The 15,506-nt window shown below is 67.1% G+C and carries 10 protein-coding genes; 5 read left to right on the forward strand and 5 right to left on the reverse strand.

Annotated features, from left to right (window positions below):
- Positions 1-3: 3 nt before the first annotated feature.
- The 3 genes from MTY59_RS21710 to MTY59_RS21720 form a co-directional block, all read right to left on the reverse strand.
- Positions 4-303: a PE family protein gene (locus MTY59_RS21710; protein WP_083099028.1), complete on the reverse strand. Its 300-nt coding sequence runs from the start codon at positions 301-303 to the stop codon at positions 4-6.
- A gap of 68 nt (positions 304-371) precedes the next feature.
- Positions 372-1,616, reverse strand: coding sequence for a PPE family protein (locus MTY59_RS21715; RefSeq protein ID WP_284145233.1), 1,245 nt, complete (start codon positions 1,614-1,616; stop codon positions 372-374).
- A 496-nt stretch (positions 1,617-2,112) separates the two neighbouring features.
- Positions 2,113-2,307: a ferredoxin gene (locus MTY59_RS21720; RefSeq protein ID WP_221042985.1), complete on the reverse strand. Its 195-nt coding sequence runs from the start codon at positions 2,305-2,307 to the stop codon at positions 2,113-2,115.
- Between the two features lie 290 nt (positions 2,308-2,597).
- Here MTY59_RS21720 and MTY59_RS21725 point away from each other — a divergent pair, with 290 nt between their 5' ends.
- A complete protein-coding gene (locus tag MTY59_RS21725) occupies positions 2,598-3,761 on the forward strand; it encodes a cytochrome P450 (RefSeq protein WP_221042986.1) in 1,164 nt (387 codons plus the stop codon).
- Positions 3,762-3,795: 34 nt separating this feature from the next.
- On the opposite strand, the gene eccCa is transcribed toward MTY59_RS21725, so the two are convergent.
- Positions 3,796-7,962 (reverse strand): type VII secretion protein EccCa, encoded by a 4,167-nt coding sequence (gene eccCa, locus MTY59_RS21730; protein ID WP_221042987.1) that lies wholly within the window; start codon positions 7,960-7,962, stop codon positions 3,796-3,798.
- Positions 7,959-9,479 (reverse strand): type VII secretion protein EccB, encoded by a 1,521-nt coding sequence (gene eccB / locus MTY59_RS21735; RefSeq protein WP_221042988.1) that lies wholly within the window; start codon positions 9,477-9,479, stop codon positions 7,959-7,961. Before eccB ends, eccCa begins: the two co-directional genes overlap by 4 nt.
- Positions 9,480-9,906: 427 nt before the next feature.
- Between eccB and malQ the strand changes: the two genes are divergently transcribed.
- The 4 genes from malQ to MTY59_RS21755 all read left to right on the forward strand — a co-directional run bounded on the left by malQ (position 9,907) and on the right by MTY59_RS21755 (position 15,496).
- Positions 9,907-12,087, forward strand: a complete 2,181-nt coding sequence (gene malQ / locus MTY59_RS21740) for a 4-alpha-glucanotransferase (protein WP_221042989.1) — start codon at positions 9,907-9,909, stop codon at positions 12,085-12,087.
- An 11-nt stretch (positions 12,088-12,098) separates the two neighbouring features.
- Positions 12,099-12,980 (forward strand): LLM class F420-dependent oxidoreductase, encoded by an 882-nt coding sequence (locus tag MTY59_RS21745; RefSeq protein WP_221042990.1) that lies wholly within the window; start codon positions 12,099-12,101, stop codon positions 12,978-12,980.
- Positions 12,977-13,447 (forward strand): nuclear transport factor 2 family protein, encoded by a 471-nt coding sequence (locus MTY59_RS21750; RefSeq protein WP_221042991.1) that lies wholly within the window; start codon positions 12,977-12,979, stop codon positions 13,445-13,447. Before MTY59_RS21745 ends, MTY59_RS21750 begins: the two co-directional genes overlap by 4 nt.
- A 300-nt stretch (positions 13,448-13,747) precedes the next feature.
- Positions 13,748-15,496 (forward strand): molybdopterin-dependent oxidoreductase, encoded by a 1,749-nt coding sequence (locus tag MTY59_RS21755; RefSeq protein ID WP_221046576.1) that lies wholly within the window; start codon positions 13,748-13,750, stop codon positions 15,494-15,496.
- Positions 15,497-15,506 lie beyond the last annotated feature (10 nt).

Genomic DNA, 15,506 nt, shown 5'->3' on the forward strand with positions numbered 1-15,506 from the left:
TCCTTAACCAGTCGCGGCCGCGTTGGCCGCTTCAGTCACCGCGTACGACCCGGAGCTGGTGCTCAGGGTGTTGACAAACATTTCGTGAATTGCTGCCGCCTGAGCACTGACGGCCTGGTACGTCTGCGCGTGCGCGGCGAACTGCGCCGCCGTGAGCGCCGAGACCTCGTCGGCAGCCGCCGGCACCACCCCCGTCGTCGGGGCCGCTGCGGCGGCGTTTTGAGCGCTCAGCGTTGAGCCGATGGTCTGCAGATTGCCCGCTGCGGCGGCAAGCGCCTCGGGCTGCGTGGTCACAAAGGACATCTAGTTTCCTTCCCTTCGGTGGGGCCCGGCGAGCATTGCGTTGTGTTGACCGTTCATCTGGACTCTTCTTATCCGGCCGATGGTGGGCGGGTGAGCACGCTGTAGCGGAAGCCGTACTTGTTGACGTAACCGGCGGCCGCGCCGCGCCGCCCCATCGACCCGACCGGCATGCCGCGCAACAGACCATTGGCCGGGGAGTTCGCTCCGCCGGTCACCGCGGCCTGGATCGGAGTGGCCTCCTCCGACAGTGCCGCCGGGGTGACCGACGAGGTCAACGTCCCCCAATGCTGGGGCACCGAGAGCAGCCCCACCCGGCCGGCCTGGCCGACCCCCGCCGAGACCGCACCCACGTGGCCCACACCGCCCAGATTGCCCAGACCCAGGTTCGCGAACTGCGGGGTCGGGAACCAGGCGCCATTGGCACCCGCCGTAGTACCGCCGGGACCGAAGACCAACTGCTGGGCGAGCTGCGACCAGAAGGTCGGTATGCCATTCGAGAAGTAGGCAAGGCCCGAGGTCTGCTTGAGGATCACGGTGTAGAGCGTGGGATTCAGTCCCAGCCAGTTGTTGGTCGGGGTCGGCAGCCCGGAGTTCAACAAGTCCTGAATTGAGCTCGAGAGCAGTCCCGGATTCGACGTGGCCGCGGTCGTTTGTGTCGCCGCCTGAGTTGTGCTGGCCGACAACGCTTGTGGGGTCACCAGCTGGGACGTGGTCTGTGCGGTGTTGCCCGCCGGCTGGGAGACGGCCTGAGCCACCGCGGCCGCTTGGTCGGAGCTCGCCTCCGGGGTAGTCGTATTGGGCGGCGTGACGAACGGAATCAACGTCGAGGCGGCCGCCGAAGACGCGGTGTATCCGGCCATAGCGCCCGCGTCCTGCGCCCACATCTCCATGTACTGTGCCTCGGTGGCCGCAATCGCCGGCGTGTTCTGCCCGAAGAAATTCGTCGCCACCAGGGTCGCCAACAACACTCGATTGGCCGCGATCACCGGCGGTGGCACCGTCATCGCAAACGCCGCCTCAAAGGCCGCCGCGGCGGCCCGGCCCTGCCCCGCCGTTTCCTCGGCCTGCGCGGCCATCGTATTGAGCCAGCCCACGTACGGGGTGATCGCCGAAAGCATCTCCATCGATGCCGGTCCCACCCATGGCCCGCTGGTGAGCTCGGTAACCACCGAGTTGTAGCCGCTGGCTGCTACACCCAATTCCGCCGCAATCTCATCCCAGGCGGCGGCCGCGGCCATCATCGGCCCCGACCCCGGACCCGCATACATGCGACCGGAATTGATTTCGGGCGGTAACGCCGCGAAGTCAAACACCGTGTCCTCCTCAGTCGGCCGCGAACGCATGCGATCTCGGCTGTCACATAGGAATCAGTAGTGGTCGTGGTCACGGCTCTGTAAACGACGCCACTTGTCGGCCGCCGAAACCGGGTGGGGTCGCTGTGCGATGCCTTCCGCCCGCAACCCCATCAGCCGCGCCGGACGATGCATACTGACCGATTGGCTGTGCCCGCAAAGGTGGTCTGCCACCGCACTTCTCGGACATCCAGTCAAGAACGTCATGCACCTTCTGGCCTCGGCTTATCCCCGTTATCAGCAACCGAGCGACAGCTCGCGTGTGCCCGAACTGCCGCCCGCGACTGAGATTAGTTCGTTACGAGGCAAACGCCGACACCCAAAGTCACCTGTTCATCAATGGCCAGCCACTGTTCATTCCCGGTCGGTGGGAGTTCACAAAAGGCAACGAATTGTTCATCATCCGTTTGCCTTTCGCCGACGGCGTCAGGACAGGCGTCAGGACGGATTTGCGCCGTCAGTCCTCTTCGAGAATCAGTGCCATTTCGGGGCAGGAAGCGACGCCGTCGCGGGTCACTTGCTCGTCTTCGGGGGCGACCTCGTGCTCCTCGAGAATCGAATAGCCGGACTCGTCGATGGGAAACAGGTCTGGGTCGACGGCGTAGCACTGGGCGTGGCCCACACATTTCGACTTTTCCAGACGAACCCTCACGAGGCTTCCTCCCTAGGCGGCCGGTTCGGCCCTGAACGGCTCCACGAAATGGCCGGGCTGGCACTTCGCGGTTCGATACTCAGGTTAGTCGGTCGGTAAAGTATCGAAGATGTTCGCCAGCCGATTCCGTGCGCCGGAAGCTCCGGACCGGCCCGAGTAGGCGTGTTCGTGTTCCTTTGCCGCGCATGCAATATTGATGTGCCGCCACATGTTGATATCGAACAAGTCCGACGAGAACGCAATCGCGTCGCGGCTTTCGGACAATTACAGACAACCGGAGATCGAAGCGCATGAGCGAAGGCCAGCAGGGCTCGTTCTACCTACCCCGACTCGACTTCACCACGCTGCCGATGACCGTGGACCGGGGCGTCGGGTGGAAGACTTTGCGCGACGCCGGACCCGTCGTCTTCATGAACGGCCACTACTACATCACCCGGCGCGAAGACGTGCTGGCCGCACTGCGCAACACCAAGGTCTTCTCGTCGACGGTGCTGCAGCCCCCCGGCCACCCATTGCCGGTGCTGCCGCTGGCTTTTGATCCCCCGCAGCACACCCGCTACCGCCAGATTCTGCAGCCGTATTTCAGCCCGCACGCGTTGAGCAAGTCGCGCCCGGTGCTGGAGCGCCACGCCGCCGAGATGATCGGCGACCTGGCCGGCCGGGGCGGGTGTGAGGTGATGGCGGACTTCGCCAACCTGTACCCGTTTCAGGTCTTCCTGGATCTCTACGGCCTGCCGGTCGAGGATCGTGACCGCCTCATCGATTGGAAGGACGCCGTCGTCGGCGAGAAGCCCTTCATCACCCAGAGCGACATCGAGAAGTCCGATCAACTGCTGCAGTATCTGGCCGACGCCATCGCGCAGCGCCGGCAGAACCCGGGGTCGGACATGCTGTCGAAGGTGATAACCGGCAAGGGCAACTTCACCGACCTCGAGCTGCTGGGGATGAGTCACCTGCTGATCCTGGCCGGTCTGGACACGGTGACCGCGGCCATCGGATTCTCGCTGTATGAGTTGGCGCGCAGGCCGCAGCTGCGCAAAGAGCTGCGCGACAAGCCAAAGCAGATCAGGGTTTTCATCGAGGAGATCGTCCGCCTCGAACCGTCGGCCCCGGTGGCGCCGCGGATCACCACCGAATTCGTTGAAGTCGGCGGCATGACACTGCCCCCGGGCACGTCGGTGCGGCTGTGCATGGCCGCCGTCAACCGCGACGACAGCGACGCGATGTCCACCAACGAGCTCAACATGGACGGAAAAGTCCACCGGCACTGGGGGTTTGGCGGTGGGCCGCACCGCTGCCTGGGATCCCACCTGGCGCGCATCGAACTGACGGTGGTCGTCGCCGAATGGCTGTCCCAGATTCCGGATTTCGAACTGCCCGAGGACTACTCCCCCGAGATCAATTACCCGTCAAAGAGTTTCGCGCTCAAGGCATTGCCGCTGCGCTGGGGCTGAACCTGACCCGGTCGGCCCCAGCGCAGCGCGCGCCTTACTTGCGGAACTCGGTCGCTGCGACCTGAACGAACACCCCGGTGTCCTCGGCCATCAACAGGCCTCGGCCACGGGGCAGCGGACCGCCCTTCATCTTGCCGCGGATGAAGCCCTCGTCGGGGTCGGCGTCCATCACCAGCAGCGGCGCGTTCGCCTGAGCCAGTGCCCGCAACATCGGGTCGCTGCCGGCCGAGGACCAACCACCGAACGTCCGCGTGACGATCACGTGCAGGCCGACGTCGGCGGCCCGGGTCACCCACGGCGCGGCCTTGTGCAACGGCGAGTCGAAGCCTGCCGGCAGCTGCTGGATGTCGTCGACGATCAGGAAGATCTCCGGCCCACTCCACCAGTTCCGCGACAGCAGCTCTTCGGCGGACAGGCCCGGCGGCGGCTCGCGGCCGGCCAGGGCCGCCGCCAGTTCGCCCATCATCGCCTGCACGCCGTCGAGGTTGTACGCGAACTTCTCCACGTAGTCGGGGCCGAGCGTGGTCAGCAGCTGACGACGCGGGTCCACCAGCCACACCTGGGCCGAGGGCTGCCCCGGCGGCGGTGGCGGTGCGCTGCTCGCGCCCGGCGCGTACAACCGCCCGATCTCGGACATGATCGTGGCCAGCGTCGTGGTACGCCCACATTCGCGACGGCCGGTCACCATCAGGTGCGCGTTCTCGGCGAAGTTGAGATACACCGGGGACAGGTCCAATTCCGAGATGGCCCAAGCGATTCCGCCCGCACCGACGCCCTGGCGGGTGTCCTGCGCGGCGAGCTCGCGGAGCTGTTCCACCCCGAAGGTCGCCGGCAGCCGGCGCACCGGCGGAGCCTGAGCGCTCGTGATGCGGCTGACGGCTTCGACGATGCTGTCGGACTCGAATCGGTTGTCAGGCGTGCTGGCCAGCGCGGGACGCGCCACCAGCGTGTGCAGACCGGACTGCGGGTCGGCATCGAGGCGGACATAGTTGACCGCCACCATGCCGCGACCCGGCTTGACGGGCACGTCCTTGGCGAAGCGCGAACGCACCAGCTTCGCGTCTTCCACGGCGGCCAGCCGCAGCTCGACCCGGGAGCCGAAACCGCTGCGCACCGGCGGCCGCAGCTCCGATTCGCGATCGGCGGTGACCACCACGTGCACCCCGAACGAGGGGCCCTGGTTGATGATCACGTTGACCTGCTCGATCAGCACCTCGTTCTCTTCGGCCAGCGCCCGATAGTTGTCCACCACCAGGTAGACGTCGCCGAAGCCGTCGTTGGGGACCGGGCCGGGCTCGTTGCCGAACTTGCGCCGCCGGAACACCTCCATCGAGGCGATCCCGTACTCGAGGAAGCTGCGCTTGCGCTCCCGCACCAGCGCCAGCAGCTCGGCCACCGTGCGGCGAACGCCGTACGGGTCGGTCGGGCCGGCCACCTCGCCGACATGGGGCAGCCGGGCGACCGTGGTCAGCGCGGTGCTGCTGTAGGCCAGGCAGTAGAACTGGATCTGCTCGGGCGTGTGGGTCAGCGCCGCCGAGCAGATCAGGGTCTGCAGCGCGGTCGTCTTACCCGAACCACCGGCACCCAGAATCAGAACGTTGGCACCGGGGCCCGACGTGTCGACCGTCCATGGCGGCTGGTCGTGCTTGAAGGGACGGTCGATGATCCCGATCGGGAAGACCAGATCCTGCGCGGTGCCGTAGTCCTGCTGCCAGGGGCGGCCGAGGAACCGGTTCACCAATTCGTCGATCGCGACGGGCTGGCTCAGCGGCGGCTGCCACAGCCGGTACGGCTGGAAGTCGATCTTGCGCAGCTGGTCGATGATGACCGTGCCGACCTTGGGCGTCCGGATTCCTTCGGAGTCGTCGTCCTCGGCCGCCTCGATCGGAAGCGGGTCGCCGTCGGTGGGGAGGGCGGGAGCGGTGACGTCCGGTCCCCCGACGCTGACTTCCAGCGGGGTGAACGAGTTGGTGAACAGTTGCGGACGGACGTAGTCGATGCTGTGCACCAGCGCCGGCGCTTCGTCTCCGTCGTCGGTGAGGCCGCGCGGGAAGTAGTCCCGCCACAGGAATTCGGCCTGGAACCGGGTGATGTCTTCCAGGCTGCGGCGGAAGTAACCCAGACCGGCCTTCGCGGGCAGGTTGACCGCGTTCGGCACACCGGCCGCCTGCGCCGCACCGGCGGTGCGCGCCTTCAGCACCAACCGGTAACCCATGTTCTCCATGAGCTTTTCGGCGCGGCTCTCGATGGTCTGCGACGCCATCATCAGGTGGATCCAGTACGCGCGACCCTGACGGCCGATGGAGTCGAGGACGTCGACCGCGGTCGGCATGATGCGGAACCACTCGTAGAACTCGTCGATGACGACCACGAGCATCGGCAGCGGCGCCATGTCCTGGCCGCGTGCCCGCATCCGGCTGCGCACCGAGTTGTATTCCTTGGCGTCGTCGACACCGGCGCTGTCGCAGATCGCCTTGCGGCGGGCGATCTCACCCCACAGCGCGTCCAGGAAGCGCTCCATCAACGCCTGGTCTTCTTCCAGGTCGGTGATGATGCGAGATACGTGCGGCACGCCGGCGAATGGCTTGACCGCCGACCCACCCTTGAGGTCGGCCAGCACGAACTGCAGCTCGTCGGGCGGGTGGCTGAGCATCAGCGACTCGATCACGGTTCGCACCAGGGTCGATTTACCCGAACCGGTCGTACCGGACATGACGCCGTGCGGGCCGTCGCCGCCTTCGTCCAGCGACTTCATGTCCAGGAACAGCAGCTCGCCGTTGTCGGAACGGACGCCGAACGGCGCGCGCAACCGGGACCTGCCCATCGAGTCGTTGCGGCTGCCCCACAGCGCCTCGAAATCGATGCGGCCCGGATCGTCGATTCCGTAGTAGGCCATGATGTCTCGGGCGCCGATGTGCGCCACCCGCTGGCCGATCTCCTCGTACGCCTCGGCGAGCCGCCAGCGCGCCAGCTTCTGCGCGAACTCCTCGGCCTCGACGGTGCTGATGTGGTCGGTGAGGGCGAAGAACCAGGGCTTCTCGTCGATGACCATCCAGGTGTCACGGTCGCGGGGCAGCGCCTCGATCACACCCTTCTCGTCGAACCGCAGCGTGCGCTCCGGGACGGCGCTCCACATCGCGGAACCGGTCAGGTCGAAGAACGTCACCCCGTCGACGCCCTCGCCGCTGATCACGTACTCCCATTGCGGGTCGACGGCGTCGGCGATGATCACGGTGTGCGGGGTAGGCGTCTGGGCCGACGAACTAGCGTGCCGGGGCGTGAAAGAGCCACGGCCGGCGAACAATTCGGCCTGCTCGGCGGCGAACTCGCGCACCGAGCTGTAGACCATCCGCGCGTTGCCGGCGGCGTCCTGGCGGCGCGGGTCACCGAAGTGCGGCAGCCACTTCACCCAGTCCCATTGGTCCAGGTTCGAACTGACCACGATCATGCGCATGTGGTCGGGCCCGTGCGAGAACGCCAGCTGGCAGATGATCGCCCGCATCAGTCCCACCGCCTGCTCGCGATCTCCGGCCAGCGAGTACCAGGGCTCGACCAGCACCGAGATCATCTTGGGCAGGTTGTAGACGACGCTTTGGTAGCGCCCGAATTCCTGAAGCGCCTTACCGGTCACCGGCTCCAGCTCGATGTCGGTCGGCATGTTCTGGGGCTCACCCCAGGTCACCTCGGGGCGCGTCATACCGACGCCGACGCGGACCACGCCGAAGTTGAGGTCTTTGCCGTCGGGCTTGCGTTCCCACATCCGCGACGACCCGACCGCGGCGGCCAGCGTGGTGGGCGCCGGGTGGAACCACCGGTAGTTGGCGTCCATGCTGTCGGCCGACTCGTGGGCGGTCTCGCGCAGCATGTCCAGCATCAGCATGAACTGGGCGCGCATCGAGTCCAGCTTGGGCCGGCTCATCTGCTGCTGGCCGCCGAACCGGCCGCCGAACATCATCATGGCGACGCCACCGATCATGAAGATCGGGAAGATCGATCCGGCGCCGCCGAACACGTGCGAACCGCTGGCGAAGGTCATGGCGACCATACCGATCAGCAGGCCGACCACCACGACGCCGACCACGATCAGCCACCAGGGCTTGCCTTCCGGCGGCGGGATGCTCAACGGCGTCGGAAGCACGATGTTCTCCGGCTTGATTACCGGAGGCTTCTCCGGCGTCGGCCGCGCAAATCCACGTTTCACTTCGGTACCGCCAACTCTCCTGGTGACATATCCATCGGTAGCGTGTCGTGCTCCACCAGCGCATCCGCCCGCGACAACGTCGGCCCCTGCGGCAACAACCGCAACGCCACCCACGGTGCCAGGCCTGGTTTCGTCGCCTTCAGGCCCAACGCTTCTCGTACCTCGCGCGTGTCGTCGACGCCGAACCGCGCACCCGCATCCGTGAGCCACCACAACGATTCGGTCGTCTTTGCTCCGGGGTCGTTTCCGGTCACGGCCACGAAGTTCGCGTAGTCGGGGCCGAAGAAGACCTGGTCGGCTTCGCGGCCGGTGGTGTCGGCCTTGACCAGCGACACCACCTTGCTGACGTCCTTCTGCTCGACCGGAAGGGACGCGCCGGAGATGACCTGGACGCGGGCCCGGTTCTCACCGGAGGTCTTCTGCCACCACCAGCAGGTCGCCGGGTTCTCGCGAATGTCCATCACGTTCAGGGGCGCGTCCGGGTAGGACGACAGGTCCAGCTTGTTGACCACCGGCATCTTCGCCAGAGCGGAAGGCTCCACGGTCACCGGCTTGGTGTTGCCCGGCCCGGCGTTCTGCAGGATCTGGGCGACCAACGGCGGCAGCGTCTGCACACCGTCGGCCAACACCAATGAATACTGTTGCGGCCCACTGATTTGCGGGGTGACGATCACCGTGCCGATCGGGCCCGGCGCATTCGGGAAGGACGCCCCGGCGCCGGCATTCTGGATCTGCGGCACGGTCAGTTCCGGACCCACCGGCAACGCGTCGTACAGGGCGCGGCTCATCGGCTTGGCCATGCTGACCTGCTCCGGGGTGAGACCCAACGGCAGCAACACCGAACGGTTCGACCCGTCGATGCGTGAACGACGTCCGTCCCGGATCACCCAGGGGTCCCCGCCGTAATTCAGCACCACCGCGTCCGACCCCGTCAGCACCCGCCGGTGGTTGCTCAGATCGGGGGTGCCGTTGATCACCGTCACGGTCACACCGGACGGCGCCCCGGCGCCGGTCGAGTTCGCCACGGTGTCGCAGACCAACCAGGACGAGGCGTCCGGGCTGGTCGGGTGGAAGCTGGACGGTGCACCCGGGATGCCCACCATCGGACCGCGCGGCAGGCTGGCGATCTGGTTGGACTTGACCAGGTGCGGGTTGTCCGGGCGACCGGTGATCAGGCGGGCCGACGCCAGGTTCAACGCCGGGTACAGCTTCTCGCCGACGCGAACGTACAGGGCGCCCGAGTCGCGGTCGGCGATGATCGGCGAATCCCCTACCTGGCCGGCCGGGCTGATGAAGGAGTAGAGCAGCGCCCCGAGGCAGATCACCAGCGCGGCGGAGATCGATGCCACCACCGCCAGGTTCTGACGCCGTCCCGGCTCCACCTCCATGCGGACGCGCCACCGGGTCAGGGCCATCGCGGTCCGGCGCGCCAGGAACTGGTAGCCGGTCACCTGGGTCCGGGTCGACAACCCGAGGCCGTACCCCGACCCGCGCTGCCCGCGACTCTCTTCCGCCACTTGATTTCACCATCCGGTCTACTGATGCGCCTGGATATTGTCCCGCTGAACTAATCCATCGCGAATTACATGACAACCGTAAGGCACCTGCGCGGACCTCGCCACGCGGCGCCAAAGCCATTCACTTCTACATCTCTTTATGCACCCAGAGCCGGCCGCGTTCCCCGCGCCGCGGCCGCCGGCGACGACGGCGGCGACACGCGCCATTGAGCTGGCAGTTTCGTTTCCCCCACGGACGAGCCGACCGGATCCTTTTCGTCTCCTCGGAGCATCGTAGTGGCCCCGCGGCCTTTCGTCCTGTCGAGCGCACCACGCCGTTCTCGGGAGAAGTCGTAAATGAATGGCAGGCCACCACGCAGCAAAGAATGCGCCAACTCGCGCCGGGTCCGAGTCGCAGGGCCGCGAATCCTGGCAGCAAGATGACCGTATGACTGAACTCGCACCGTCGCTGATCGAACTCGCCCGGAGGTACGGCATCGCGACGGAGTACGAGGACTGGACCGGCCGGCGGGTGCGGGTCTCCGAGACCACGCTGAAGGCCGTGCTGGGTGCTCTCGGCGTCGAGGCCGACAACGAGCAGGAGCGCAACGTCGCGCTGACCGCGAAGCTGCGGGCGCATTGGGCGCGCCGGTTGCCGGCGACCATCGTCGGGCGTACCGGCGAGCCGATCCGGTTCTGGGCGCATGTCACCCACGGCGATCCCGCCGAGGTGTGGTTGCAGCTCGAAGACGGCACGGTGCGCGGCGGTGTCGAACAGGTCGACAACTTCACCCCGCCGTTCGACCTGGACGGCCGCTGGGTGGGCGAGGCCAGCTTTCTGCTGCCCGCCCATCTGCCGCTGGGCTATCACCGGGTGCACCTGCGCTCCGGCGACTCCGAGACCAGCACCGCACTGATCGTCACGCCGGACTGGCTGGGGTTACCGGAGCGGCTCGGCGCCCGGCGCGCGTGGGGCCTGGCGGCTCAGCTCTACAGCGTGCGGTCGCGACAGTCGTGGGGCATCGGCGACCTGACCGATCTGACCGACCTGGCGTTGTGGTCGGCATCGCGCCACGGCGCCGACTATCTCCTGGTCAATCCCCTGCACGCGGCCGCCCCGACCAAGCCGATGGAGCCGTCGCCGTACCTGCCGACATCGCGCCGCTTCGTCAACCCGATTTATCTTCACGTGGAGGCAATCCCCGAGTTCGCCGACCTGACCAAGCGCAGCCGGGTCCGCAGGCTGCGCTCCGAGGTGCAGCACCGCGCCGCCCGCGTCGACGCCATCGACCGCGACAGTGCGTGGGCGGCCAAACGGGCAGCGCTCAAGCTGCTGCACGAGGAACCGCGGTCGGCGGGACGGGAGCTGTCCTACACCGCGTTCCGCGACCGGGAGGGCCGCGCGCTGGACGACTTCGCCACCTGGTGCGCGCTGGCCGAGAAGTATGGCGCCGACTGGCACTCCTGGCCCGAGGCGCTACAGCACCCGGACGCGTCCGGGGTTGTGGATTTCGTCAAAAAGCATTCGGACACAGTCGATTTCCACCGCTGGCTGCAGTGGCAGCTCGACGAGCAGCTGGCCGCGGCGCAGTCACAGGCGATCCGGGCCGGCATGGCGCTGGGCGTCATGCACGACCTGGCCGTCGGCGTGCATCCCAATGGCGCCGACGCCTGGGCGCTGCAGGACGTGATGGCGCTGGGCGTCACGGCGGGCGCGCCGCCGGACGAGTTCAATCAGCTCGGCCAGGACTGGTCCCAACCGCCCTGGCGGCCAGACCGATTGGACGAACACGAATATCGGCCGTTTCGCGCGCTGATCCGCGCGGTGCTGCGGCACGCCGGCGGCGTGCGCATCGACCACATCATCGGCTTGTTCCGGCTCTGGTGGATCCCGCGGGGCACCTCACCCACTGAGGGCACCTACGTGCGGTACGACCACGAAGCCATGATCGGAATCGTCGCGCTGGAAGCGCACCGCGCCAGCGCGGTCGTCGTCGGGGAGGACCTCGGCACGGTCGAGCCGTGGGTGCGCGACTACCTCTTGTTACGGGGCCTGCTGGGCACCTCGATCCTCTGGTTCGAGCTGGACCGCGACGGTAGCGGCGGCCCGCTCCCGGCCGAGCGCTGGCGCGAGTACTGCCTGTCCTCGGTCACCACGCACGACCTGCCGCCGACCGCCGGCTATCTGGCGGGTGATCATGTGCGGCTGCGCGATTCGCTGGGACTGCTGACCCGTCCCGTCGCCGACGAGCTCGAATCCGACCGGACGGAGCTGGCGGCTTGGATGGCCGAGCTGCGTCGCGTCGGGTTGCTCGAGGAGGGCGAGGAGGACCCCGAGCAGGTCGTGCTGGCGCTGTACCGCTACCTGGGCAGGACGCCGTCGCGGCTGCTGGGCGTGGCGCTGACCGACGCCGTGGGTGACCGCCGGACCCAGAATCAGCCCGGCACCACCGACGAATACCCCAACTGGCGGGTGCCGCTGACGGGCCCCGACGGGAGCGCGGTGCTGCTCGAGGACGTGTTCACCGATCCGCGCACCGCCACGCTCGCCGAAGCCGTGCGCGCCGCGATCGCGCCCGTCGCCGCCGAAAGCGCGACCCGCCAGTCACCGAGTCGGGTGCCTTGTTAGCTTCAAAAGCCATGAAGGTCTCAGTCGTGGCCCCGGTCGCCGACGGTGTCACTGCGAACCCCGATTGGATGGTGGCCTTCGCGCGCCACCTCGAAGCCTGCGGGTTCGAGTCGATCGTCGTCGTCGAGCACACCGTATTGCTCACCCGCTACGACAGCGTCTACCCCTACGACGACTCGGGACGCGTCGGACTAACGCCGGACTGCCCCATCCCGGATCCGCTTGACCTGCTTGCGTTTCTGGGCGGCCAGACCAGCCGCCTGGGTCTGGCCACCGGCGTGCTGGTCCTGCCCAACCACCACCCGGTGGTGCTGGCCAAGCGGGCCGCGACCGTCGACGCCCTGTCCGGCGGCAGGTTGCGCCTTTGTGTGGGCGTCGGCTGGCTGAAGGAGGAGCTGGCCGCCTGCGATGTGGATTTCGGCAGCCGGGGCCGACGGGCCGACGAGCAGCTGGCCGTGATGCGGGAGTTGTGGGGTCAGCGGTCCGGCGGGGCGTCGTTCGCGGGCGAATTCTTCAACTTCGAGGATGTCATGTGCTACCCGAAACCCGTTACGGCGGAAGGCCTTCCGATTCACATTGGCGGGCACAGCCGAGCCGCCGCGCGCCGTGCCGGACGCCTCGGCGACGGCTTCCAGCCGCTCGGGGTGACGGGGCCTCGTCTCGCGTCGCTGATCGCGCTCATGCGCGACGAGGCGGCGGCGTCAGGCCGTGATCCGGCGGCGCTCGAGGTGTCGCTGGGCCATGCCGTCGCCAAGATCGATGCCGAGCGCGCGGCCGCCCTCGCCGATCAGGGCGCCGACCGTCTGGTGCTGGCCATGCCGCCGACAACCGATATCGATCAGGCCAAAGACCTTTTGTCGGCGTGTGCGCAACGGCTGTCCCTGAACGCATGACGCTGTCAGCCGACCAGCGGGCCGCGCTCAGCGATCTGGTGCACCGATATGCCGCCAACGTCGATGATCGCGAATTCGATGCTGTTGCAATCCTTTTCGCCGCCGACGCGGAATTGGTGGCGCCGGCGCCGCCGGCCGATCTGTTGCCGATCCATTCGCATCGCGGCCGCGACGCCATCACCGCAGCGGTCGGGGCCGTCGCCGCCGTCGCGCGCACCGAGCACGCGATCATCGGTGAGGTGTACGACGCGGCCGCGCAACCCGGCACCGCGCGCGGGCGGATCGCGTGCGTCGCGCACCACTGGAATGAGCGTGACGCCGAGTTGGTGGACGTGGCGTGGCACCTGCGCTACGACGACGAGTATGTGCTGACCGACGCGGGCTGGCGGATCAGCCGCCGGGCACTGACGGTCCACGCCATCGAGGTCCGCCCGGTCCGCCGGGTGCTGCCGCACGACCCTGCCTAGCGTGTTGGCAGCAGATTATGCGCACACTCACAGCTAGACTCATCGGTTCGTATCTGCGGCGCGAATCGGCGCTTTCTTTGGGTACGTGCGGCTAACACCTGCCGGGTCCGACCAGTTTTTGCGCACTCGGCGCGCCTACCGCCCATCGCACCCCGCGTGGGCGCCGCGACGAGGGCCGTCGATCCCGAATGACTCCAATTAATCCAGGCTCATTCGTGTAATTTCGGCCGCGTGACGAACACCGTTGATTCCGCGGGGACCGGTGGAGGGCGAGCAGCGCAGCGCGGCTCGGTATCGACGCTGGCAGTCGGCACGCCGCTGACGATTAAGCCGGACTACCGCAACGAGATACACACCGCCGAAGACGTCATCGATGTGGAGCACTACGGTGGCGGCTTCGATCTCACCAGGCGGGCCACCGCCCCGAAGCTGCGCATCGGCCGCGACCGATGGTTCAACCTGCTGTGGTTGATCCCGATCGGGTTTGCCGTGCTGATCGCCGGGATCGCGGTTGGCAAAGGCCTGCACAACGTGCCGGCGGTGCAGTCGTTCATCCACCGGTACCCCGGATCGGACAGCGCCGGCGTGCCCCCAGGCCTGCCGGCGTGGATCGGCTGGACGCACTTTTTCAACCTCTTCATGATGATGTTCATCATCAGGACGGGGATCCAGATCCTCTGCGACCATCCCCGGCTTTACTTCAGCCGCAATGCCACCCCGGGTAAGGACGAGTGGCTGCGGGTGGGTCCGCCGGTTCCGGACGATGAGCTGTGGACCGCCAACGCCGACACGGTCGCCCTGCCACCGCAGCTGGGGCTGCCCGGCTTCCGGCACTCCATCGGCCTGGCCCGCTGGTGGCATCTGGGCATCGACGTGTTGTGGCTCGTCAACGGGGCCGTCTTCTACGTGCTGTTGTTCGCCACCGGTCAGTGGCGCCACATCGTGCCGATGAGCTGGGACGTCTTCCCGAACGCGGCGTCGGTGGCCATTCAGTACCTGTCGCTGGACTGGCCGACCGACAACGGCTGGGTCGCCTACAACGGCCTGCAGCTGCTGTCCTACTTCACCACCGTCTTCATCGCCGCCCCGGCCGCGCTGATCACCGGTCTGGGCATGTCGCCCGCGCTGTCCCAGCGGGTGCACTGGCTCAGCAAGCGGCTGAGCATCCAGCATGCGCGGTCGCTGCACTTCGTGGTGCTCGTCTACTTCCTGTTCTTCATCCTGGTGCACGTCACCATGGTCCTGACGACCAGCGCGCTACGAAACCTCAACCACATGTTCGCCTCCCGCGATGACAACAGCTGGATCGGTTTCGGCATCTTCGCCGCGGCCATGGTGGTGACCGCGATCGCATGGGTGTGGGCCACTCCCTTCACCATTCGCCATCCCCGAGTGGTGCAGCGGGTCGGCTACGCGCTGGTGGGTCCCTTCCAGCGGATGCTCGAGCAGCTGGACCCCAAGCCCGGCGCCTTCACCGAAAAGGACATCTCGCCCCACCACTGGCGCAACGGGCGCCTGCCGGAGACCGTCGAGTACAAAGAGCTGGAGCGCGACGACTTCAAGGACTGGCGGCTGCGCGTCTACGGTCTGGTCGAACACCCGATGGAATTCTCGCTCGAGGACCTGATGGCGCTGCCCTACCACGAGCAGATCAGCCAGCACTTCTGCATCCAGGCGTGGTCGGGCGTCGCCAAATGGGGTGGCGTGCAGATGAAAACGATCATGGACATCGTCAAACCGCTCCCCGAGGCGAAATGGGCGGTCTTCTATTCGATGGGGCTGGGCGCCACGGGCGGCATCTACTACAACGCCCACCACATCGGCCAGATGGACCACCATATGACGATGCTGGCCTACAACATGAATGACCAGCAGCTCCCCTATATGCACGGCAGACCGTTGCGGCTGCGCAACGAATTGCAGCACGGTTTCAAACTGGTGAAGTGGATCAAGGGCATCGAGTTCGTCGCCGACTACCACGACATCGGCAGCGGTTATGGCGGCTACAGCGAAGACCACAAGTACTTCGGGCGTCACCAGACACTCTGAGCTGCGGCGC

Origin of the sequence: Mycobacterium senriense (assembly GCF_019668465.1) — a bacterium.
Lineage (GTDB): Bacteria > Actinomycetota > Actinomycetes > Mycobacteriales > Mycobacteriaceae > Mycobacterium > Mycobacterium senriense.

Bases quoted from the DNA above. Each gene is read 5' to 3' on its own strand.
- MTY59_RS21710 (WP_083099028.1), bottom strand. From the start codon at position 303: ATGTCCTTTGTGACCACGCAGCCCGAGGCGCTTGCCGCCGCAGCGGGC.
- MTY59_RS21725 (WP_221042986.1), top strand. From the start codon at position 2,598: ATGAGCGAAGGCCAGCAGGGCTCGTTCTACCTACCCCGACTCGACTTC.
- malQ (WP_221042989.1), top strand. From the start codon at position 9,907: ATGACTGAACTCGCACCGTCGCTGATCGAACTCGCCCGGAGGTACGGC.
- MTY59_RS21745 (WP_221042990.1), top strand. From the start codon at position 12,099: ATGAAGGTCTCAGTCGTGGCCCCGGTCGCCGACGGTGTCACTGCGAAC.
- MTY59_RS21750 (WP_221042991.1), top strand. From the start codon at position 12,977: ATGACGCTGTCAGCCGACCAGCGGGCCGCGCTCAGCGATCTGGTGCAC.